Genomic DNA, 20,678 nt, shown 5'->3' with positions numbered 1-20,678 from the left:
ACCACCCGTTCGGGCTGAGCCTGTCGAGCCCTTTCCCACCGTTTCATGCCCGTCGACAAGCTCAGGGCCAACGGACACCGATTCAACCCAAACTGGAGAAACCATGACCACCAAGTACACCGAAGACCACGAATGGATCCGCGTTGACGGCGGCATTGCCACTGTGGGCATCACCGTGCACGCACAAGACGCGCTGGGCGATGTCGTGTTTGTCGACCTGCCCGACGTCGGCGCCAGCTTTGCGCAGAAGGACGTGGCCGGTGTGGTCGAGTCCGTGAAGGCAGCGGCCGACGTGTACATGCCGGTCAGCGGCGAGATCACCGAAGTCAACGAAGCCCTGCGCGCCGACCCCTCGCTGGCCAACAGCGACCCGCTGGCCACCGGCTGGTTCTTCAAGGTCAAGCTCGCCGACCCCGCGCAGGTCGACGCCTTGCTCGACGAAACCGCCTACAACGCCTTCGCTTCGAACGCCTGACCGCTCCGTTCGGACTGAGCCTGCCCTTGGACAAGCTCACGATGATCGGAATACCCACCACACCGTTCGGGCTGAGCCTGTCGAAGCCTTCGCACTTTGTCACGTTCGCCGCCCTTCGACAGGCTCAGGGCGGACGGGAAACAGGTTACCCACCATGCTCATGCCCACTGTCAAACCCCTCGGTGAACTCGAAAACCCGTCCGAATTCGTGGCGCGCCACATCGGCATCGGGGAGGCCGATGAAGCGCTCATGCTCTCGGTCATTGGCGAGGCCTCGCGCCGCGCGCTGATCGAAGGCATCGTGCCGCGCAGCATCGCGCGCAGCCAGGGCATGCAGCTGCCGGCGGCGGTCACGGAGGCCGCCGCGCTGGCCGAGCTCAAGGCGCTGGCACAAAAGAACCGCCTGCTCAAGAGCTTCATCGGTCAGGGCTATCACGGCACGCACACGCCGGGCGTGATCCTGCGCAACATCCTGGAGAACCCCGCCTGGTACACCGCCTACACGCCCTACCAGGCCGAAATCTCGCAGGGCCGCATGGAAGCGCTGGTGAACTTCCAGACCATGGTGACCGACCTCACCGGCATGGCGATTGCCAACGCGTCGATGCTCGACGAGGCCACCGCCGCCGCAGAAGCCATGACGCTGGCCAAACGCTCGGTCAAAGCCAAAGGCAACACGCTGGTGGTCTCGGGTGACATCCACCCCCAGATCATTGAAGTGGTGCAGACCCGCGCGAAGCCGCTGGGCCTCACGGTGAAGGTGGCGATGTCTGGCGAAGAGTGGGACAGCCTGCTGGCGGGCGACGACTACTTCGCGGCCCTCACCCAGTACCCCGCCTCCAGCGGCTGGCTGCACGACTGGACCAGCGACGCCGCGGTGATCCATGGCAAGAACGCCGCCTTCATCGTGGCGGCCGACCTGCTGGCGCTCACGCTGATCAAGTCGCCCGGCGAAATGGGCGCAGACATTGTGGTGGGCACCACGCAGCGCTTCGGCATGCCCATGGGCGCGGGCGGCCCGCACGCGGCCTACATGGCCTGCCGCGATGAATTCAAGCGCTCGCTGCCCGGGCGCCTGGTGGGCGTGAGCGTGGACGCCCATGGCCAACCCGCCTACCGCTTGGCCTTGCAAACGCGCGAGCAGCACATCCGCCGCGAGAAAGCCACCAGCAACATCTGCACCGCGCAGGTGCTGCCCGCCGTGGTGGCCAGCATGTACGCCGTGTACCACGGCCCGCAGGGCCTGAAGCGCATTGCGCAGCGCGTGGCCGCGTACACCGCCATCCTGTCCAAAGGCCTTGAGCAGCTGGGCTACACAGACACCCACCACGGTGACAACGGCGTGTTTGACACCATCGCGCTGCACACGCAGGACCAGACCGATGCGATCCTCGCGCGCGCCGTGGCCGCAGGCATCAACCTGCGCAAGGCGTGGGACGAGTACGTCATCGTCACGCTGGACGAGACCACGACGCGCGACGACATCCGCACCCTGTGGAGCGTGTTCGCCCCGGCCGGTCAGGCGCTGCCGGCTTTCGACGCATTCGAAAAAGGCGTCGAGCCCCTCATTCCCGCCGAGCTGCGCCGCACCAGCGAGTACCTGACGCACCCGGTGTTCCACAGCCACCACTCCGAGACCGGCATGCTGCGCTACATCCGCGCGCTGTCCGACAAGGACCTCGCGCTGGACCGCAGCATGATCCCGCTGGGCTCATGCACGATGAAGCTCAACGCCACGAGCGAGATGATTCCCATCACCTGGCCCGAGTTCGCCAACGTGCACCCGTTTGCGCCGGCCGACCAGTTGCAGGGCTACCAGCTGCTGGACGAGCAACTGCGCGCCTGGCTGTGCCAGGCCACGGGCTACGCCGGCATCAGCCTGCAGCCCAACGCCGGTTCGCAAGGCGAGTACGCCGGCTTGCTGGTGATCCAGGCGTACCACGCGTCGCGCGGCGAGAGCCACCGCAACATCTGCCTGATCCCCAGCAGCGCGCACGGCACCAACCCCGCCAGCGCTCAGATGGTGGGCATGCAGGTGGTGGTGACCAAGTGCGACGACAACGGCAACGTCGACCTGGCCGACCTTAGAGCCAAGTGCGAGCAGCACAGCGCCCAACTGGCGGCCGTGATGATCACCTACCCCAGCACCCACGGCGTGTTTGAAACGCAGGTGAAAGAGCTCTGTGCGCTGGTGCACCAGCACTGTGGCCGCGTGTACGTGGACGGCGCCAACATGAACGCCCTGGTGGGCGTGGCCGCGCCAGGCGAGTTCGGTGGCGACGTGAGCCACCTCAACCTGCACAAGACCTTCTGCATCCCGCACGGCGGCGGCGGCCCGGGCGTTGGCCCGGTCTGCGTGGTTGAAGACCTTGTGCCCTTCCTGCCCGGTCATGCCACCGCTGGCCTGCCCGTGAACGGCGTGGGGGCCATTTCTGCGGCGCCGCTGGGCAACGCGGCCGTGCTGCCGATCAGCTGGATGTACATCCGCATGATGGGCGCCGATGGACTCAAGCACGCGACCGAAGCGGCCATTCTCGCGGCCAACTACATCAGCAAACGCCTCGCACCCCACTACCCCACGCTGTACGCCAGCGCCAACGGGCATGTGGCGCACGAGTGCATCCTGGACCTGCGCCACTTCAAGGACACCAGCGGCGTGATGGCCGAAGACGTGGCCAAGCGCCTGATGGACTACGGTTTCCACGCGCCGACGCTGTCGTTCCCCGTGGCCAACACCCTCATGGTGGAACCCACCGAGAGCGAGACGCTGGAAGAGCTGGACCGCTTCATCGACGCGATGATCGCCATCCGCGAAGAAATCCGCCTCGTGGAAGCCGGCACCTGGCCGCAAGACGACAACCCGCTGAAGAACGCGCCGCACACCGCCGCCAGCCTGATGAAAGCCGACTGGCCGCACGCCTATGCCCGCGACGTGGGCGCCGCCAGCACCTCCACCCGGGCGCATGCCAAGTACTGGCCACCGGTGGGGCGCGTGGACAACGTGTACGGAGACCGCAACCTGTTCTGCAGCTGCGTTCCGCTTTCTGACTACGCGGCCTGAGCCTGGGATTTCTCAGCCCCTTTTGAGGTGAGGGCGGGTGGCAAGCAAGGCGTCGTGGTCCGACCCTTGCTTGCGGGATGGTGGCGGTGCCCGCCTGCGCAGGCCCCCATTCGCGGTTGCCACAGACGCAGCGCACCAGCCAAGGCCTTGACGAAGCGATGCAGGCGAACCTGGGCAGACCCCCGCGAGCAAGGCCGGAGCAGGCGGGCGCCGCCACCGTCCTGACGCGAGGCCCCTGCACGGAAGGCCTGACGCCCCAACCCAACGCCCCCAAGCCTCACAATCGGGAACCCCAAGAAGCCACACCATGACCACCCCCGCACTGCGCGTGCTGAGCCTCATCCCGCCGATGACGCAGCTCAACACGCCCTACCCCTCCACCGCCTACATCACCGGCTTTTTGCGCTCGCGCGGCTTTGACGCCGTGCAGGCCGACCTGGCGCTGGCGCTGGTGCTCAAGATCTTCACGCCGGCCGGCCTGGAAGCCGTGCGCGGCCGCGCGCTGGCCCTGCCAGAAGCACAACGAACCGCCAGCGTGCACGCCTTCCTGGACCAGTTCGAGCGCTACCGCAGCACCATCGGGCCCGTCATCGCCTTCCTGCAAGGGCGCGACGCGACGCTGGCGCACCGCGTCGCAGCGCGCGAGCTGCTGCCCGAAGGCCCGCGCTTTGCCGCGCTCGAGGTGTACGTGGACGCCGCGCTCAGCGAAGAAGGCGGCGACCCGCTGGCCTGGGCGTTTGGCGCGCTGGGCGTGCAAGACAAGGCCCGGCACATGGCCACGCTGTTTCTCAACGACCTGGCCGACGTGTTGCGCGACGCGGTCGACGAGCGCTTCGGCTTTGTGCGCTACGCCGAGTCGCTGGCCAGCAGCCAGCCCAGCTTTGACCCGATGGCCGCCGCGCTGGCCGCACCGCCCACGCTGGTCGACGACATCCTGCACACGCTCACCCTGGCCACACTGGCCCAGCACAAGCCCGACCTGGTGCTGCTCTCCGTGCCCTTTCCGGGCGCGCTCTACGCTGCGCTTCGCATCGCCCAGACCATCAAGGCACAGAACCCGCATATCCACGTGGCGCTGGGCGGTGGCTTCGTCAACACCGAGCTGCGCGAACTCGCCGAGCCGCGCCTCTTTGACTTCGTCGACTTCGTGACACTGGACGCGGGCGAGCGGCCCCTGCTCGCACTCATCGAGTTCCTGCAGCGCAAGCGTTCCAAGCAGCGCCTGGTGCGCAGCTTCGTGCGCGAGAACGGCGCGGTGAAGTACATCCACATGGCCGAGCCGGACGTGCCTTTTGAGGACGTGGGTACGCCCACCTGGGACGGCCTCCCGCTGGACCGTTACCTCAGCCTGCTCGACATGCTCAACCCGATGCACCGCCTCTGGAGCGACGGGCGCTGGAACAAGCTCACCGTGGCGCACGGCTGCTACTGGAAGAAGTGCAGCTTCTGCGACGTGAGCCTGGACTACATCAGCCGCTACGAGACGGCGTCGGCCTCCACCCTGGTCGACCGCATCGAAGCCATCGTGGCCGAGACCGGCCAGAGCGGCTTTCACTTCGTGGACGAAGCCGCACCGCCCAAGTCGCTCAAGGCGCTGGCCGACGAGCTGTTGCGCCGCCAGCTGCCCATTTCATGGTGGGGCAACATCCGGTTTGAAAAAACCTTCACGCCCGAGCTGTGCCAGCAGCTCGCCGACAGCGGCTGCATCGCCATGAGCGGCGGGCTCGAAGTGGCCAGCGACCGCCTGCTCACGCTGATGAAAAAAGGCGTGTCGGTCGAGCAGGTGGCGCGCGTCACCAAGGGCTTTTCGGACGCCGGCATCCTGGTGCATGCCTACCTCATGTACGGCTTCCCCACGCAGACCGTGCAGGACACCGTGGACTCGCTCGAATACGTGCGCCAGCTGTTCGAAAACGGTTGCATCCAGAGCGGCTTTTTCCACCGCTTCGCCTGCACCGTGCATTCACCCGTGGGCCTGGACCCGGCCGCCTATGGCATCGAGCTGATCCCGCTGCCCGAGGTCAGGTTTGCCAAAAACGACATTGGCTTCATCGACCCCAGCGGGGTGGACCACGACGCACTGGGCGTCGGCCTGCGCAAGGCGATCTACAACTACATGCACGGCATCGGGCTGGACGAAGACGTGCGCGCCTGGTTCAGCCACCTGCCCGACCCGGTGCCACGCACGCGGGTGAAGAAGCACTTCATCCAGCGCGCGCTGGAGCGGCGCGAAGCCGCCTGACCCTCCGCAGCGTCAGACGGGCCCCGGCGTCACATCGTCAAGCGACGAACCCAGCTTCTGAAGGTAAGCGTCGGCGTCGTCCACACCGAACTCGATCCACATCGGCAGGTGATCGCTCATCTGGTACGTGCGCCAGTCCTTGAAACTGCGCCCCGGTTTTTGCGCCCGCTGCGCGGCATAAAGGGGCTCGTCTTCGAGGCGGTAGACGTGCTCGTAGAAGTCGAACACCCCGGCTCTTCCCTGCGGCTTGAGCGCCTGCAATTGCCGGTAGTAGGCGATCTGGTCGTAGTGCTTGGACTTCTCGACGTTCGAGCCTGGCACATCCTGCAACTCGGACGGGACCAGAAAGCCCGCCATCGTCAGCGCTTCCATGGTGACGTCCTTGCGATTGAAGATGTTGAAGTCGCCCAGGATGAGCAGGTTGTCCCGCTGTGGTTCACCCTGCGGTGAATAGACCGGTGCGGCCGACAGCTTGGCGGCGTTCTTGGCCAGCGTTTTGCCAAATGCCGTGATCTCCTGCAGCCGGCGTGGATCGACCGCCACGGATTGACCGTAGTAGATGTGCACCGTCACCAGTGTGAGATAAGCCCAACCCACCCGAAATCCGGCCACGTAGGGCGAACGAGCGAACTGCAAGACTTCCGGGTCGGGGTCTTTCGCTGTGGGCAGCACCAGCTCGGCGGCCAGGCCAGTGAAGCTGACCTTGCTGGTGTCGAACAGATACGCCAGCCGCTCCGAATTGCCCGACGTACCCAGCGTCACGTCCGTCACCACATACGACCATGAGGGCCCCAGCAATCGACACAGGCGTTGCAACGCATACAGCCCTTCGCGCACTTCCTGGATGGCCACCAGGTCAAAGCGGCTCACCACTTCGGCGATGTAGAAGTACGCCTCGTCAGAGCGGTAGCCGTACTTTCCGGAGTCGAACTCGCGAAGGTTCCAGGTCGCCAGCAACAGGGTCTGCGTGGCGGTCCTCACCGGCAGCGCCTGGGTCAACCCATGGCGCAGGCGCTGGAGGCCTTCGATGGTCCTGGCCTTGAGGGCCTTGTCTTGAATGCGGTTGAGCTCGACGTAGCTGGGCATGGGCTCCTCCAGATGCAACACCGACCGGCGCGCGGTTCAACCCTCGGCGATCTGCCGCAGCGCCTGCTCGAACACCGCCGCGGGCTGCCCGCCCGAGATGAGGTGTCGGTCGTTAATGATCACCGCCGGCACCGAATGGATGCCATGGCCGGTGTAGAAGGCTTCGCGCTCGCGCACGTCCTGCGCGAACTCGTCGCTGGCCAGAATCGCCTTCGCCCGCACCTCGTCCAGGCCCACCTCGCGCACGCAGGCCAGCAGCACGTCGTGGTGGCCCATGGCCTCCGAGCGCGTGTGGCAGGCGGCCAGCAGCGCCTTCTTCAGTGCGTGCTGCTGACCGGGCTGGCCTTCCTCCTCGGCCCAGTGCAGCAGCCGGTGCGCGTCGAACGTGTTCCAGATACGGCCGCGGCCTTCGGGGTTGAAGGCAAAACCCACCTCGGCGCCGCGCGCGCGAATGGTGTCGCGGATCTGCGCCTGCTGCTCGGGCGTGGAGCCGTACTTTTCGCGCAGGTGTTCGCCAATGTCCTGCCCTTCGGGGCCCATCTTCGGGTTCAGCTCGAAGGGCTGAAAGTGCAGCTCGGCGGCCACGCTGCCTTGCAGCTTCTGCAAGGCTTCTTCGAGCGCGCCCAGGCCCACGGCACACCAGGGGCAGGACACGTCGGACACGAAATCGATCTTGAGTGGGGTGGTATTCATGGGCGCCATGGTAGGCCGCTGCGCAAGCCCGCGGCCACGCCAGGGGCTTGCGCGACAATGGCGCCTTCCCCAACGCCGCCCTTCCCATGACCGACCGCTACGCCGTTCTCGGCCACCCTATTGGCCACAGCAAATCGCCCTTGATCCACAGCCTCTTCGCGCAGGCCACGGCTCAGGACATGGGCTACACCGCCATCGAAACGCCACTGGACGGCTTTGCCGACACCGTGACGGGCTTTCGCGCGGGCGGTGGGCGCGGGCTCAACGTGAGTCTGCCGTTCAAGCTCCAGGCGTTCGAGATCGCCACCCACCCCAGCGAACGCGCGCGCCTGGCCGGCGCGGCCAACTGCCTGAAGTTCGAGGGCGAGCGCATCCTGGCCGACAACTTCGACGGCGTGGGCCTCGTCAACGACCTCCAGCGCAACCTGGGCTGCCTGCTCAAGGACAAGCGCGTGCTGTTGCTGGGTGCTGGCGGCGCCACACGCGGGGCCTTGCTGCCCATTGCGTCCGAACAGCCCGCCCTGCTGGCGGTGGCCAACCGCACGGCCGACAAGGCCCATGCCCTCGGCCGCGACTTCGCCGCCCACGCCATGCTGCAGACCAGTGGCTACGCCGAGCTCGCCGGCCACGCCTTTGATGTGGTGATCAACGCCACCTCCACCGGCCTCACGCATGAGCCCTTGCCGCTGCCCGCAGGCCTCTTCGCACCCGGCGCGCTGGCGTACGACATGGTCTACGGCAAAGGCCTGACCGCTTTCCTGCAGCAAGCGCAGGCGGCTGGCGTGACCCGCGTGGCCGACGGTGTCGGCATGCTGGTGGAACAGGCCGCCGAGGCTTTCCTGTGGTGGCGCGGTGTGCGCCCCGACACCCGGCCCGTCGTCGATCGGCTGACCGTGCCGCTGGTTTAAGCTGAACCTCACCACCACCTTCACACCGAGACGCCTCCCATGCCCACCCTCCTGCTGCTCAACGGCCCCAACCTCAACCTGCTGGGCACGCGCGAACCCGGCGTGTATGGCGCCACCACGCTGGCCGATGTGGAGGCGCAATGCCTCGCCGCCGCACAGCGGCTGGGTTTTGCGCTGGAGGCGTTCCAGAGCAACCACGAAGGCGCGCTGATTGACAAGATCCACGAGGCCGGGCGCCGTCACAAGACCGGCGACCTGGCCGGCGTGGTGTTCAACCCCGGGGCGTTCACGCACACCTCGGTGGCGTTGTTCGATGCCATCGGCGGCGTGAAGCCGCTGCCGGTCATCGAGGTGCACATCTCCAACGTGCACGCGCGCGAAGCGTTTCGCCACCACTCGTACATTTCGCCCGCTGCCGCGGGCATCGTGATCGGCTTTGGCACGGACGGCTACACGCTGGCCATCGAGGGGCTGGTGCGCAAGATCGCCGCCGCGGGCTAAGCCCCGGTGCAGACGCGCCACTTCGCGCAGCTCGTGGGCCTGTCGGCCCTGTGGGGTGCCTCCTTCCTGTTCATCCGCGTGGCCAGCCCCGTCATGGGGCCGCTCGTGCTCGCGGGCTGCCGCGTGGCCCTCGCCGGTCTCACGCTGGCCTTCATCATGCGCGGCCTGCGCCAAGGCTGGCCCTGGGCCCACTGGCGCGAACTGCTGGTGCTGGGGGCGCTGTCGGTGGCTGTGCCCTTCCTGCTCTACGCCTGGGCCGGGCTGCGCCTGCCGGCCGGCTACAGCGCGCTGCTCAACACCACGGCGGTGCTCTTCGGGGCACTGGCCTCGGCCTGGTTCAAGGAAGACACGCTCACTGCGCGCAAGCTGTTGGGCTGCGTGTGCGGTTTCATCGGCGTGGGGCTGATCGTGCAACTCGGCCCGGTGCAGCCGGACGCGGCCACCATCGCCGCCGCGCTGGCCTGCATCACGGCAGCCGCCTGCTACGGCTGCTCCACGCCACTCATGAAGCGCGCCACCACCCGCATGCAGCCGCTGGCGATTGCGGCGGGCATCCACCTCGCGGCCATGGTGCTGGTGCTGCCGGGCGCGGTCTGGGCCTGGCCGCAGGCGCAGTTCACCCCCTTGGCGCTGGTGGCCGTGTTCGTCATGGGCGTGGTCACCTCAGGCCTGGCCTACTGGGCGCACCTGCGCATCATTCGCCACGTGACGCCCGTGGCGGCCATGAGCCCGGCTTTCCTCATTCCGGTGTTTGGCGTCACCTGGGGCCACCTGTTCCTGGGCGAAGAGGTCTCCTCGGGCATCTTTGCCGGCGGCGCGCTGGTGCTGCTGGCCACCGCGCTGGTGACCGGATTCAACCCGCTGCGGCGCTGGTGGGCTGCAACGCCCGCGCCCTGAGCGCGCACAGGCAGGCCACCGCCGCGCAGGCCGACGACAGCCAGAACACGCTGGCCAGGCCGAAAGCCGAACTCAGCAGCCCGCCCGCCAGGCCGCCCACCACACCGGGCAAGCCGTAACCCACCACGGTGTAGAGCGCCTGCCCTCGCCCGCGCAGGCGGCCGGGGAAATGGTGCGACAGCAGCGCAATGCACACCGTGTGGTGCGCAGCAAAGGTGATGGCGTGCAGCGCCTGCGCCAGCAGCAGCACCGGCCACACCAGCGGCAGGCCGGCGGTGAGCGCCATGCGAAGCGACATGAGCGCCGCCGCCAGCACCAGCCAGCCCGAGAGCGAGAAGCGGGGCAACCAGCGGCTCTGGGTGAAGAACCAGGCGATCTCGATCACCACCGAGAGCGCCCAGAGCAGCCCGATCACCGTCTTGCTGTAGCCCAGCGAGTCCAGGTAAAGCGACAGAAACACATAAATGAAGATGTGCGCCAGCACGTGGAAGAACACCGCTGCAAAGAACCAGCGCACGGGCGGCTGGCGCAGCACCGGCCACACACTGGCGGCGTCCTGGGTGGCATGGGCCGGCTCGCGAAAATCCGGCAAAAGCCAGGCACTCAGCGCCACGGCCGCCAGCGTGCCCAGCGTCCAGGCCGGGAAGTGCACCAGGCCAAAGCGCTCGAACCACAGCCCGGCCGCCACCACCGTCACGAGAAAACCCATGGAGCCCCAGAGGCGCACGCGGCCATAGCGCCGGGCATCGAAAGCGCCGCCCTGGCTCACCAGGTGCGCCAGCGCCGCCTCGCTCATCGGCATCATGCCGCTGGTGTGGCTGAACATGAGCAACAGCACCACGAACAGCACCACGCCCCCCGCGTCAAACCACAGGCCCAGGGAAAACAGCAGCGCCGCCGTGGCGCCATAGCGCAGCAGCCGAACGCGCTCACCGGTGCGGTCGCTCAGCGAGCCCCACAGGTAGGGCGCAAACAGCCGCGTGGCCGACTGCACCGAGGTGAGCACGGCAATGGCGATCAGACTGAACCCCAGCTCCTTGAGCCACAGCGGCAGGTAGGGGTTGAAAAAGCCGATGTGCGCGAAGTAGCTCGCGGAGAGCGCAGCAAATGGAAAGAGTTGCCTTCGGGTGCTCAAGGCAATCCCCGTTCGCGTTGAGCCTGTCGAAACGCTTCCAACGAAGTTGGCGAAGACTTCGACAAGCTCAGTTCGAACGGGGCGATTGTCAAGCGCGCGCCTGAGCCGCGATGTCGGGCGTGGGCAGTTGCACGTCGCCGCATTGCGCGCGGTGCAGCAGCGCGTGGTCCATCACCACCAGGGCCAGCAAGGCTTCGGCGATGGGCGTGGCACGGATGCCCACGCAAGGGTCGTGGCGGCCCTTGGTGATGACTTCCGTGGAATGGCCTTGGGTGTCGATGGTTTCGCGCGGGATCAGGATCGAGCTGGTCGGCTTGATGGCGATCTGCACCTCCAGGTCTTGCCCGGTGCTGATGCCGCCCAGCACGCCACCCGCGTTGTTGCCCTTGAAGCCATCGGGCGTGAGGCTGTCGCCGTGCGTGCTGCCCTTGTGCGCCACGCTGGCAAAACCAGCGCCGATTTCCACGCCCTTGACCGCATTGAGGCCCAGCATGGCATAGGCAATGTCGGCGTCGAGCCGGTCGTACAGCGGCTGCCCCAGTCCCACCGGCATGCCTTGCGCGGTCACGCGCAGGCGCGCGCCGCACGAGTCGCCGCTCTTGCGCAGCTCGTTCATGTAGGCCTCGATGGCGGACACGTCGGCCACCGGCGCAAAGAACGGGTTGTTGGGCACGTGCTCCCAGCTTTCGAACCCGATGGCGAGCTCGCCGACCTGCGTCATGTGGCCGCGGAAGGTGGTGCCATAGCGCTCCTTGAGCCACTTCCTGGCCACCGCACCGGCGGCCACGGTGGGTGCGGTGAGGCGCGCCGAGCTGCGGCCACCGCCACGCGGGTCGCGAATGCCGAACTTCTGCCAGTAGGTGTAGTCGGCGTGGCCGGGGCGGAAGGTCTGCAGGATGTTCCCGTAGTCCTTGCTGCGCTGGTCGGTGTTGCGGATGAGCAGGGCGATGGGGGTGCCCGTGGTTTTGCCCTCGTACACGCCGCTGAGGATTTCCACGGTGTCGGGTTCGTTGCGCTGGGTGACGAACTTGCTGGTGCCGGGGCGGCGGCGGTCGAGGTCGGCCTGGATATCGGCCTCGCTGAGCGCCATGCCCGGCGGGCAGCCGTCGATCACGCAGCCAATGGCCGGGCCGTGGGATTCACCGAAGTTGGTGACGCAAAACAGGGTGCCGAAGGTGTTGCCGCTCATAGAGGCGCGATTATCCCTGAGGCGTGCTGGTGCGCCGGTGAGCCAGTCTGGTGCACGCAACGCACGGCGGGCAGCCGGCGATGCCTCATGGGCGATGGGAACACTTTGTGCTTTGTGCTGCACTGCAGCAGATGGTTGCTGTCCATCCCCAGAAAGGAGCGTCCCATGCTCGATCGAACCTCCACCCTGTTTTCGCACGTCAAGGGCGACGAAGGCGACTATGTGAGCGGCGGCCTGCGCGATTTTTTCCTGTACCGAGACCTCGGGGTGGCTGCGGCCACGCATGGCAAGGTGATCGCCCACCTGGTCAAGGCGAACCTGCCGCCCGAGGAAGGCACGGGCTGGCACCGGCACGAGGCGGACTTCCAGATCGTGATCATGCTCAAGGGGTGGGCGCGCTTCATGTACGAGGACCAGGTGACGCTGGTGAAGGCGGGGGACTGCGTGCACCAGCGCCCGGGCATTCGCCATTTCCTGTTCGACTATTCGCCGGACATGGAGTACCTGGAGATCGTGTCGCCGGCGGACTTCAAGACGGTGGACGTGGAGCCTGTTTGCGAGATTCCGAAGCCGACGCCCTGGGCTTGATGCGTTTCTTGCGAGCTTGATCTTCCAGGGGAAGGGGCACCGGGTGGCCGACTCCGCGGATGTCCTCCGGGTCGGCTTCGCCGCCCCTCCTCCCTTTATTCCGCTGCGCCGGCCACCCGGTACCCCTTCCCCACCAACATGCAGGCGCGCCCGTGCCGAAATGCCCAAATGCTTTTCGGATCGGGTATCCGGGTGCTCTGCGCAGCGGAATAAAAGGAGGAGGCGGCTCGAGCCGCCGGGGGACATCCGCGGAGCAGAGCACACGGGTGCCCGATCCCGCGAGAGACCGACAAGAAAAGCAACGAGCGCCTAGAACTCTGCGTCGAGCTCGTCGATGTCGTCAGGCTCGGCCTCCGCCGCCGCCACCCACTCCTTCATCGCCGGCAAGGCCATGATGGTGTCGCAATACGCCACACACACCGGGCTGATGGCCACCTCGTAGGTAATGAACCGCGTCACCACCGGCGCAAACATCGCGTCCGCCATGCACGGCTTTTCGCCAAACAGGTAAGGACCGCCATACCGCTCCAGGCACTCCGTCCAGATCGCCTCGATGCGGTCGATGTCGGTCTGCGCGCGCGACCACAGCTTGAAGCCCGGGAACGACGCCTTGATGTTCATCGGCAGCGAAGACCGCATCGCCGAAAACCCCGAGTGCATCTCACCGCAGATGGCGCGGCAGTGCGCGCGCGCCGCGCGGTCTGCGGGCAGCAACCCTGCCTTTGGCTTGATTTCGTTCAGGTATTCACCGATGGCCAGCGTGTCCCACACATAAATGCCGTCGTGGTCCAGCGCCGGCACGCGCATCGAGGAAGAAAGCAGCAGCATCTCGGCCTTCATGGCCGGATCGTCCGGGGAAATCACGTGCTCGGTGAAGTCCAGCTTGGCCATGCGCGCCATGAGCCAGCCGCGCAAGGCCCAGGCACCGTAGTTCTTGCTGCTGATCGTCAGTACCGCTGCTTTGGCCATGAACATGCTCCTCCTGGGGGTGCAGCATGAGCAAGGGCTGTGCCATCGCTGTGCACGGTGCGCGCACTGCCCCGGTGCAGGACAGCGCTGGCCCGCAACTTGCCTGCAAAGCGTCACGTTGTCTCAGGAAAAAACCATGATGTATCAGGCTTACCAACTCCAGTCCGACCTGATCTCGCCCATGAGGCTGATGGCGCAAGGCCTGAGCGCGGCGCTCTGGCTGCGCGAAACCGAAGGCAGCCTCCTGCGCAAGGCGGCGGCCGCCTGCGATGTGATCGCGCGCATGCGGCTCACCCACTCCCGCCCGCCTTACAAGATCGACACCGTGACGGTGGGCGAGCGCGAATACGCGGTCACCGAAGAAGCCACGCTCACCCTGCCCTTTGGCACCTTGCTGCACTTTCGCAAGGAAGGCGCCGAGCCGCAGCCCAAGGTGTTGCTGGTGGCACCGCTCTCCGGCCACTTCGCCACCCTGCTGCGCGAGACCGCGCGCACCTTGCTGCAGGACCACGACGTCTACATCACCGACTGGCACAACGCGCGCGACGTGTCGCTGCGCCACGGCGGCTTTTCGCTCGACGACTACATCAGCTACATGATCCGCTTCACCGAAGCGGTGGGCCCGGGCACGCACATGGTGGCGGTGTGCCAGCCTTGCGTGGCCGCGCTCGCCGCCACGGCCCTCATGGCCGAGGACGACAACCCGGCGCAGCCCCGCAGCCTCACGCTGATGGCCGGGCCGGTCGACTGCCGCGTGAACCCCAGCGAGGTCAACAAGCTCGCCACCAGCAAACCCATCGACTGGTTCGAGAAAAACCTCATCAGCCACGTGCCGCTGCCCCACGCGGGCTTCATGCGCCGGGTCTACCCGGGGTTTGTCCAGCTCACGGCCTTCATGAGCATGAACCCGGACCGCCACAAACAGTCCTTCCGCAACATCTACGACCACCTGCTGGCCGGCCGCACCGAAGAGGCGGGCGTGATCCAGGACTTCTACGAGGAATACCTCGCCGTGAACGACCTGCCGGCCGAGTTCTACCTCGAGACGGTGGAGAAGGTGTTTCAGACCTACGACCTGCCGCGCGGCGTGCTCACGTGGCACGGGCGCACGGTGAACACGGCCGCCATCCGCCGCACAGCGCTCATGACGGTGGAAGGCGAGCGGGACGACATCTGCTCGGTCGGGCAGACCGTGGCGGCGCAAGACCTGTGCAGCAGCGTGCGCCCCTACATGAAGACCCACCATGTGCAGACGGGCGTGGGGCACTACGGCGTGTTCAGCGGCCGGCGCTGGAACCAGCAGATCTATCCGCGGGTGCGCGACATGATCCACAGTTCGGAGTGACCCCCCGCGTCGCTTCGCGCCACCCCCCTGAAAGGGGGGGCAATGCCTGCGGCCTGGCAAAGCCAGTTCCGCGGCATTCCTGGGCGAACTCCCTTCGCTCCGGCGCCATGAAAAACGCCCCGGCTGGCGGGGCGTTTTCTGGTGGGGTGGGCGGCTCAGGGGAAGTTGGGCTCGTTCTTGGTCGACTCTTCTTCAGGCCAGTCGCGGATGTAGGCCTTGAGCATCTTGTTCTCGAAGTTCTGGCTGTCGACCACGGCCTTGGCCACGTCGTAGAAGCTGATCACACCCATCAGCATCTTGTTGTCCATCACCGGCATGTAGCGGGTGTGCCGCTCCAGCATCATGGGGCGCACCTGCTCCAGTTCGGTTTCGGGCGTGCAGGTCATGGGGTGGTCGTCCATCACCGAGCGCACGGTCTTGCCGTTGAGGGCGCCACCGTTCTGCGCCAGGGTGTGAATGACTTCGCGGAAGGTCAGCATGCCGACCAGGTCACCGTGCTCCATCACCGCCAGCGAACCTATGTCGAACTGCGACATGGTCTCGATGGCGCGCTCCAGGGATTCCTGGGGCTGGATGGTGTAAAGCGTGCCGCCTTTGACGCGCATGATGTCGCTGACTTTCATGGCCGATCTCCTCGTTTCTGGTGTGTCCCGCAGGGGGCTGGGGTGCTGACAATATAGCCCACAATAAAGCGCAAGACCATCCCGCTGGCCGTGGCGGCGATGGCCAAAGACACCCATTGGAGACACCATGTCCGGCTACTCAGACCCAGGCTTCGACACGCTCGCCCTGCACGCGGGCGCATCCCCCGACCCAGCCACCGGCGCACGCGCGGTGCCGATCCACCTCACCACCTCTTTCGTCTTCGAATCCAGCGACCACGCCGCCGCGCTTTTCAACCTCGAACGCGCCGGCCATGTTTACAGCCGCATCAGCAACCCGACGAATGCCGTGTTCGAGCAGCGCATGGCCGCGCTCGAAGGCGGCATCGGCGCCATTGCCACCGCCAGCGGCCAGGCCGCACTGCACCTGAGCGTGGCCACGCTGATGGGCGCGGGCTCACACATCGTGGCCAGCACCGCCTTGTATGGCGGCAGCCAGAACCTGCTGCACTACACGATGCGCCGCTTCGGCATCGAGACCACCTTTGTGAAGCCGGGCGACATCGACGGCTGGCGCGCCGCCGTGCGACCCGACACCAAGCTTTTCTTCGGCGAAACCGTGGGCAACCCCGGCCTGGATGTGCTGGACATTCCCACCGTGTCGCAAATCGCGCACGAGGCGGGAGTGCCGCTGCTGGTGGACTCCACCCTGACCACGCCCTACCTCATCAAGCCCTTCGAACTGGGCGCCGATCTGGTCTACCACTCGGCGACCAAGTTTCTGAGCGGGCACGGCACCGTGATCGGTGGTGTGGTGGTGGACGCGGGCAGCTTCGACTGGGAGAAGTCAGGCCGCTTCCCCGAGCTCACCGAAGCCTACGCAGGCTTTCACAACATGGTGTTCAGCGAAGAGAGCACGGTCGGCGCCTTTCTGCTGCGCGCCCGCCGCGAAGGCCTGCGCGACTTCGGCGCCTGCATGAGCCCGCACAGCGCGTGGCTGATCCTGCAGGGCCTTGAAACCCTGTCGCTGCGCATGGACCGCCACATGGCCAACACCGAAAAGGTGGTGCAGTTCCTGGCGAGCCACCCGCTGGTGAGCCGTGTGGGCCACCCGCTGCTGGAGAGCCACCCCAGCCATGCGCTGGCAGACAAGCTGCTGCGCTTTGGCGCCCGGGGCGCGGGCTCGGTGTTCAGCTTCGACATCCAGGGCAGCCGCGAGCAGGGCAAGGCCTTCATCGAAGCGCTCAAGATCTTCAGCCACCTGGCCAACGTGGGCGACTGCCGTTCGCTGGTGATCCACCCGGCCAGCACCACGCACTTCCGCATGAGCGACGAAGCGCTGGCCGCGGGAGGCATCGGCCCGGGCACCATCCGCCTGTCCATCGGGCTGGAGGACGCCGACGACCTGATCGACGACTTGAAGCGCGCACTCAAGGCCGCCGAAAAAGCCCACTGAAAAATGCCGTTCGGGCTGAGCCTGTCGAAGCCCCTGCCAACACCGCGGCAGGCCCTTCGACAAGCTCAGGGCGAACGGCGATGCAAGGAGCAAGAAAATGGAAATCCTCGTCAACGGCGCCCCCACCTACTGCTACACCGGCGGCAAGCCTTTCGATGCCGCCAAGCCCACCGTGGTGTTCATCCACGGCGTGCTCAACGACCACAGCGTCTGGATCCTGCAAAGCCGCTACCTGGCCCACCACGGCTGGAACGTGCTCGCGGTCGACCTGCCCGGCCACTGCAAGAGCGAGGGCGAAGCGCCCTCCACGGTGGAAGAAGCCGCTGGTTTCATCGCCGCCTTGCTTGATGCAGCGGGTGTGACGCAGGCGGCACTGGTCGGCCACAGCTGGGGCTCGCTCATTGCACTGGAAGCAGCGGCCCAGCTCGCCGGCCGGGTGAGCCATCTGGTGCTGGTCGGCACCGCCTACCCCATGAAGGTGTCACCGGCCCTCATCGAGACCTCACTCAACGAGCCCGAGAAGGCGCTCAAGATGGTCAACGTTTTCAGCCGCAGCACGCTGGCGGCGCCCCCGTCGGCGCTGGGCCCCGGCACCTGGGTGTACGGCGCGGGCATGGCCCTGGGCCGCCGCGTGCTGCGCAGCAACACGCGGGTCAACGTGTTCCACCGCGGCTTCGTTGCCTGCGACCGCTACGCCGGCGGCGAAGCGGCCATGGCCCGCGTCACCTGCCCGGTGCTCTTCCTGCTCGGCGGACAAGACCAGATGACCCACCCGAAGGCCGCTCAAACCCTCATTCAGGCGGCCCGCTCGGCTGACAAAGCCGCCAGCACCGTCACGCTGCCCGTGGGTCACCACCAGATGACGGAAACGCCCGATGCCACGCTGTTTGCCATCCGCGATTTCCTGAACCGCCGATGAGCTTCATCATCACACCGCCCATGAGCGAGGCGCGCGCGCACGAGATCGCCACCAGCTTCGACCTGCGCGCCCTGCCCGCCGACTTCCTCGCCAACCCCTACCCGGTGTACGCCGCGCTGCGCGAGCGCGAGCCGGTGCGCCGCATGCCCGACGGTTCGGTGTTCCTCACACGCTCGGCCGACCTAATGGCCGTGTACCGCGACGCACAAGCCTTCAGCTCCGACAAGCACGTGGAGTTCGCCCCCAAGTACGGTGCAGGCTCCGCGCTGTTCGAGCACCACACCACCAGCCTGGTGTTCAACGACCCGCCACTGCACACCCGCGTGCGCCGGCTCATCATGGGCGCGCTCACACGCCGCGCCATCACGGAGATGGAGCCCGGCCTGGTCCAGCTGGTGGACCAGCTGCTGGACGACATGCAGGCGCGCGGCGGCGGTGACCTGATCGAGGACTTTGCCTCGGCCATCCCGGTGGAGATCATCGGCAACCTGCTCGACGTGCCGCACGCCGAACGCGGCCCGCTGCGGGCCTGGTCACTCGCCATCCTGGGCGCGCTCGAGCCCACGCTCACCGCGGAGCAGCAGGCCCTGGGCAACGCGGCCGTGACCGACATGCTCGCTTACCTGCGTACCCTGGTAGCCGCTCGCCGGCAGAGACCCGGCGACCCCGAGCGCGACGTGCTCACGCGCCTGATCCAGGGGGAAACCAACGGCGAGCAGCTCAACGAAGTGGAGCTGCTGCAGAACTGCATCTTCCTGCTCAACGCCGGGCACGAAACCACCACCAACCTGATTGGCAACGGGCTGATCTCGCTGCAGGAGTTTCCCGCTGCGCGCCTCGCACTGCTGCAAGCGCTGAAAGACACCGAGGGCGACGAAGCCGCCCACGAAACCGCGATGAGCCGCGCGGTCGACGAGTTTCTGCGCTTCGAGTCGTCCAACCAGCTGGGCAACCGCCGCGCCGTGCAAGACACGCAGGTGGGCGGCATGGCTTTGCCGGCGGGCACGCTGGTGACGCTGTGCATCGGCGCGGCCAACCGCGACCCCGCCCAGTTTGAAAACCCCGAGGTGCTCGACCTTGCGCGAGAAGGCAACAAGCACCTGGCATTCGGTTTCGGCATTCACCAGTGCGCCGGCCTGAGCCTGGCGCGGCTGGAAGGCCGCATCGCCATCGGGCGTTTCTTGCAGCGGTTTCCCGGCTACCGCCTCACGCAGGCGCCCGTGCGTGGCGGCAGGGCCCGGTTTCGCGGCTTCCTGAGCGCGCCCTTCAGCGTGGGCTGAACGAAGCGCTCAGCCCGACGCCACCGACGGACCGACCTCCGCGCCCTGCGCGTTGGCTGGCCACGAAGGCGAGGTGTCGAGCGCCTGGGCCACCGTCAGGCGGGCCCAGTGGCTCTCGAACCAGAAGCGCGCGGTGTTGGGCTGGTGTGCCAGCAGCAAGCGCTCCATGAGGGGCGCCAGCGGGGTCACGGTGGGGTCGACGAGCAAGACGTAGCGCTCACCGTCTTCGTCCAGGCGGCCGAGCCAGTCCAGCTTGACCATGGCGGCCACCGGCTCTTCCAGCTGCAGCGCGTCGACCCGCAAAGCCTGCGCCAGCGCCTCCAGGCTCAGGCCCCGGGGCGTGGCGTCGCGCACCGCCCGCAATTGCGCCAGCACCTCCAGAGCGAGCTGGAAGCTCCAGCCCGGTGTGTCGCCCCGCCGCGCAATGCCTGAGAGCAGGCTGGGCAGGTAGGCCGCGACCACCGCGCCCAGCAACACGATCACCCATGCCACGTAGAACCAGACCAGCAGGATCGGCACGGTGGCAAAGGTGCCGTACACCACCGAGTAGGTGGGCACCTGCGCCAGGTACCAGGCCAGCACCTTCTTGGCCAGCTCCAGACCCGCCCCCACAAACAGCGCGCCCAGCCACGCATGGCTCCAGCGCACCCGCGTGTTGGGCACATAGCGGTACAGCGCGGCAATGCCGCCGGTGAGCAGCGCAAACTGCACCGCCTCCAGCAGAAAGCGCACGCCGCCGGGCAGACCGGACACCACGCCGCGCGACACCGTCACGGCATACGAAGTGGCCGTGAGGCTGCCCGCGAGCAGCAGCGGGCCCAGCGTGAGCACCGCCCAGTACACCAGCACGCGCTGGGTAAAGGGACGCGACTGGCGCACGCGCCAGATGTCGTTGAGCTTGCGGTCGATCGTCAGGATCAGGGCCAGCGCGGTCACCAGCAGCACCAGCGCACCGGCCCAGCCCATCTGCCCAGCCTTGCTCGCGAACTGGTTGAGGTAGCTGAACACCTGCTTGGCAATGTCGGGGGGCACCAGGCTTTGCACCAGCCAGCGCTGCAGCGTGGCCTGCAGGCGCTCGAACATCGGGAAAGCGCTGAAGATCGCCAGCGCCACGGTGAACAGCGGCACCAGCGAAATCGTGGTGGTGAAGGTCAGCGCGCTGGCGGTGATGCCGAGCCGGTCTTCGCGAAAGCGCTCGCGCAGCGTCAGCGCCGTGTTGCGCCAGGGGAATTTCAGGGCGTCGCGCCACAGGGCGCGCGCCAGGGTTTCAAGGGCCCGCAGGCGCTCGTTCAGGGTCATCCCGGTATCATGCCACCTGCCCTTTGACCGCCG

The 20,678-nt window shown here is 66.9% G+C and carries 18 protein-coding genes; 11 read left to right on the top strand and 7 right to left on the bottom strand.

The features are described from left to right. The first annotated feature begins 103 nt into the window (after positions 1-103). From gcvH to KXJ60_RS08040, 3 genes are all read left to right on the top strand, one after another. Positions 104-475 carry a glycine cleavage system protein GcvH gene (gene gcvH / locus KXJ60_RS08050; protein WP_291126123.1) on the top strand — a complete coding sequence of 124 codons (372 nt, stop codon included), beginning with the start codon at positions 104-106 and terminating at the stop codon, positions 473-475. 154 nt (positions 476-629) lie between these two features. Beyond that, positions 630-3,536 carry an aminomethyl-transferring glycine dehydrogenase gene (gcvP, locus tag KXJ60_RS08045; RefSeq protein ID WP_291126121.1) on the top strand — a complete coding sequence of 969 codons (2,907 nt, stop codon included), beginning with the start codon at positions 630-632 and terminating at the stop codon, positions 3,534-3,536. Positions 3,537-3,843: 307 nt separating this feature from the next. After that, positions 3,844-5,778: a radical SAM protein gene (locus KXJ60_RS08040; protein WP_291126120.1), complete on the top strand. Its 1,935-nt coding sequence runs from the start codon at positions 3,844-3,846 to the stop codon at positions 5,776-5,778. 12 nt (positions 5,779-5,790) lie between these two features. Here KXJ60_RS08040 and KXJ60_RS08035 read toward each other — a convergent pair whose 3' ends face one another. Both KXJ60_RS08035 and KXJ60_RS08030 read right to left on the bottom strand, forming a co-directional pair. Further along, a complete protein-coding gene (locus tag KXJ60_RS08035; protein ID WP_291126118.1) occupies positions 5,791-6,864 on the bottom strand; it encodes an endonuclease/exonuclease/phosphatase family protein in 1,074 nt (357 codons plus the stop codon). Between the two features lie 36 nt (positions 6,865-6,900). After that, positions 6,901-7,566 carry a DsbA family oxidoreductase gene (locus tag KXJ60_RS08030; RefSeq protein WP_291126117.1) on the bottom strand — a complete coding sequence of 222 codons (666 nt, stop codon included), beginning with the start codon at positions 7,564-7,566 and terminating at the stop codon, positions 6,901-6,903. A 77-nt stretch (positions 7,567-7,643) separates the two neighbouring features. Here KXJ60_RS08030 and aroE point away from each other — a divergent pair, with 77 nt between their 5' ends. From aroE to KXJ60_RS08015, 3 genes are read left to right on the top strand one after another with little or no spacing between them, the layout of a single operon-like run. Beyond that, positions 7,644-8,465 carry a shikimate dehydrogenase gene (aroE, locus tag KXJ60_RS08025; RefSeq protein WP_291126115.1) on the top strand — a complete coding sequence of 274 codons (822 nt, stop codon included), beginning with the start codon at positions 7,644-7,646 and terminating at the stop codon, positions 8,463-8,465. Positions 8,466-8,504: 39 nt separating this feature from the next. Beyond that, positions 8,505-8,966, top strand: coding sequence for a type II 3-dehydroquinate dehydratase (gene aroQ, locus KXJ60_RS08020; RefSeq protein WP_291126113.1), 462 nt, complete (start codon positions 8,505-8,507; stop codon positions 8,964-8,966). 6 nt (positions 8,967-8,972) lie between these two features. Then, a complete protein-coding gene (locus tag KXJ60_RS08015) occupies positions 8,973-9,863 on the top strand; it encodes a DMT family transporter (protein WP_291126111.1) in 891 nt (296 codons plus the stop codon). Here KXJ60_RS08015 and KXJ60_RS08010 read toward each other — a convergent pair. Next, positions 9,820-10,998 (bottom strand): MFS transporter, encoded by a 1,179-nt coding sequence (locus KXJ60_RS08010; protein ID WP_291126109.1) that lies wholly within the window; start codon positions 10,996-10,998, stop codon positions 9,820-9,822. The two genes, KXJ60_RS08015 and KXJ60_RS08010, sit on opposite strands and share 44 nt — an antisense overlap. Before the next feature lie 88 nt (positions 10,999-11,086). After that, positions 11,087-12,187: a chorismate synthase gene (aroC, locus tag KXJ60_RS08005; protein WP_291126107.1), complete on the bottom strand. Its 1,101-nt coding sequence runs from the start codon at positions 12,185-12,187 to the stop codon at positions 11,087-11,089. 165 nt (positions 12,188-12,352) lie between these two features. On the opposite strand from aroC, the gene KXJ60_RS08000 reads away from it, so the two are divergent. After that, positions 12,353-12,775 (top strand): cupin domain-containing protein, encoded by a 423-nt coding sequence (locus KXJ60_RS08000; RefSeq protein WP_291126105.1) that lies wholly within the window; start codon positions 12,353-12,355, stop codon positions 12,773-12,775. A 309-nt stretch (positions 12,776-13,084) separates the two neighbouring features. On the opposite strand, the gene KXJ60_RS07995 is transcribed toward KXJ60_RS08000, so the two are convergent. Then, positions 13,085-13,744: a glutathione S-transferase gene (locus tag KXJ60_RS07995; RefSeq protein WP_291126103.1), complete on the bottom strand. Its 660-nt coding sequence runs from the start codon at positions 13,742-13,744 to the stop codon at positions 13,085-13,087. A 136-nt stretch (positions 13,745-13,880) separates the two neighbouring features. Between KXJ60_RS07995 and phaZ the strand changes: the two genes are divergently transcribed. Beyond that, on the top strand, positions 13,881-15,089 hold the full coding sequence (gene phaZ, locus KXJ60_RS07990; RefSeq protein WP_291126101.1) for a polyhydroxyalkanoate depolymerase: 1,209 nt from the start codon (positions 13,881-13,883) through the stop codon (positions 15,087-15,089). Between the two features lie 155 nt (positions 15,090-15,244). Here phaZ and KXJ60_RS07985 read toward each other — a convergent pair whose 3' ends face one another. Continuing rightward, on the bottom strand, positions 15,245-15,712 hold the full coding sequence (locus KXJ60_RS07985; protein WP_291126099.1) for a CBS domain-containing protein: 468 nt from the start codon (positions 15,710-15,712) through the stop codon (positions 15,245-15,247). A gap of 127 nt (positions 15,713-15,839) precedes the next feature. Here KXJ60_RS07985 and KXJ60_RS07980 point away from each other — a divergent pair, with 127 nt between their 5' ends. From KXJ60_RS07980 to KXJ60_RS07970, 3 genes are all read left to right on the top strand, one after another. Next, entirely contained in the window at positions 15,840-17,147 is a 1,308-nt protein-coding gene (locus KXJ60_RS07980) for an O-acetylhomoserine aminocarboxypropyltransferase (protein ID WP_291126097.1), read from the top strand. A gap of 97 nt (positions 17,148-17,244) precedes the next feature. Further along, positions 17,245-18,066 carry an alpha/beta hydrolase gene (locus KXJ60_RS07975; RefSeq protein ID WP_291126095.1) on the top strand — a complete coding sequence of 274 codons (822 nt, stop codon included), beginning with the start codon at positions 17,245-17,247 and terminating at the stop codon, positions 18,064-18,066. Next, entirely contained in the window at positions 18,063-19,346 is a 1,284-nt protein-coding gene (locus KXJ60_RS07970) for a cytochrome P450 (RefSeq protein ID WP_291126093.1), read from the top strand. The genes KXJ60_RS07975 and KXJ60_RS07970 overlap by 4 nt, the downstream gene beginning before the upstream one ends. 9 nt (positions 19,347-19,355) lie before the next feature. On the opposite strand, the gene KXJ60_RS07965 is transcribed toward KXJ60_RS07970, so the two are convergent. After that, positions 19,356-20,645 (bottom strand): YihY family inner membrane protein, encoded by a 1,290-nt coding sequence (locus KXJ60_RS07965; RefSeq protein WP_291126091.1) that lies wholly within the window; start codon positions 20,643-20,645, stop codon positions 19,356-19,358. Positions 20,646-20,678: the final 33 nt, after the last annotated feature.

This window comes from Hydrogenophaga sp. (assembly GCF_019264445.1).
Lineage (GTDB): Bacteria > Pseudomonadota > Gammaproteobacteria > Burkholderiales > Burkholderiaceae_C > Hydrogenophaga.
The sequence above is the reverse complement of the archived record's forward strand: the minus strand, read 5'-3'. Positions and strand labels throughout refer to the sequence as shown.